The sequence below is a fragment of the Bacillus sp. FJAT-26390 genome (assembly GCF_001682865.1).
Lineage (GTDB): Bacteria > Bacillota > Bacilli > Paenibacillales > Paenibacillaceae > Pristimantibacillus.
In genome coordinates this window covers 1-1,441 of sequence record NZ_MAQX01000017.1, presented here as the reverse complement: position 1 = coordinate 1,441, position 1,441 = coordinate 1, and the positions used below count along the sequence as shown (strand labels likewise).

The 1,441-nt window shown below is 43.1% G+C and carries 1 protein-coding gene; it reads left to right on the top strand.

Annotated elements, in window-relative coordinates; translation table 11 throughout:
• Positions 1 to 176 precede the first annotated feature (176 nt).
• Complete coding sequence (locus A7975_RS17200; RefSeq protein WP_053374502.1) at positions 177 to 1,235, top strand: GntR family transcriptional regulator; 1,059 nt, start codon at positions 177 to 179, stop codon at positions 1,233 to 1,235.
• Positions 1,236 to 1,441 lie beyond the last annotated feature (206 nt).

Below are 1,441 nucleotides of genomic sequence, written 5' to 3'. Positions count from 1 at the left end.
GCTTTATGACAAAGGCAATAAGTAAGTTGTGTATTTAATCAAAGAAGCTGCGCCTTTGGGTCATTAACCTGAAGGCGCAGCTTTTTGTATGCATCCATACATACATAAACTTAAAGCTGACAGGTTACGATTAATTTAGTATACTTAATATATTAATATAAGAATGGAGCGGCGCCATGAAAAATCACCCTTTGTATAAGCAAATTCAAGTTGATATTCTAGGTCAAATCAAAGCTGGCAAGCTTCGGCCCGGCGATCGTGTCCCTTCCGAGAAAGAACTTGCGGAGCTATATAGGGTTAGTCAAATTACGAGTAAAAACGCATTGATAGGATTAGCGGATGAAGGGGTACTTGTCCGGGTACAGGGCAAAGGCACGTTTGTAAGGCAGCATGGTGAAGCGGCAACAGCAGTGGAGGTTCCAAGCGGCGCACGGGACGTTATCGGACTTATTTTGCCATGCATGAAAACTAAGGTTGACCAGAAAATACTCGATTCAATCGAGAAGTATGTAACGGCCAGCGGTTACAACTTGCAGGTTAGGATTACGAGAGAGTCGCAAGTGGAAGAGAGTGCAGCCATTGAATCGATGGTAGCTTCCGGAGTACGCGGTTTAATTGTGTTCCCTACGGAAGAGGAGCGCTATAACGATAGTATTTTGCGGCTATCGCTCGATAAATTTCCGCATGTGTTGATAGATCGTTTTTTGAAAGAGATTCGAACCTACAGCGTCAGCTCGGATAATGTTAATGGTACGGAACAAGCAATTACCCATTTGCTGGACAACGGCCATGAGCACATCGCGCTCATTACACCTGAAATTACGAATACGGCGACCGAGGAGAGGTTGATTGGGTTTGAGAAAGCCTATCTCACTAAGAAGCTGCCGATTGATAAGGATTTATGGTGCATCTTGAAGATCGAGGATATTTCCAACGGAAACGCCCAGCCTATTATCGAGTCGTTCATGAGTGAGCGGCCAGCGGTTTCAGCCGCATTTGTCGTCAACGTAGAACTGACAAACTATACATATTATGCAGCTAAGCGGCTGAGAAAATCGGTGCCGGACGATATGGAGCTCGTTTGCTTCGATCAACCGGATTTTCAAGACGTATCGTATTTGCAGCAAAATGAAGATGAGATCTGCAGAGTGACGGTTGAGCTGCTTCATGCGCAATTACAGGGAGAGTACGAGCCGCAGCGAATCGTTGTTCCGGTAAAGTTTTGTAAAAAGTAAGCGATAGAATAAGAGGAAATACCTTCGTACAGCATTATGTACGGGGTATTTTTTTATATTCTATTTAGTATATAAACATATAACAATATAATTTATAATAAACCCATGATATTAAGCGCTTACAGCATTTTGGAAGCATCTATACATAACAAGGGAGGCGTCAACGCAGTGAATAGAAAATTATCGGTAAAGCTTGGACTCGTACT

What these genes read in the sequence shown, in the direction of transcription:
- A7975_RS17200 (WP_053374502.1), top strand. Translation starts at nt 177, where the DNA reads ATGAAAAATCACCCTTTGTATAAGCAAATTCAAGTTGATATTCTAGGT.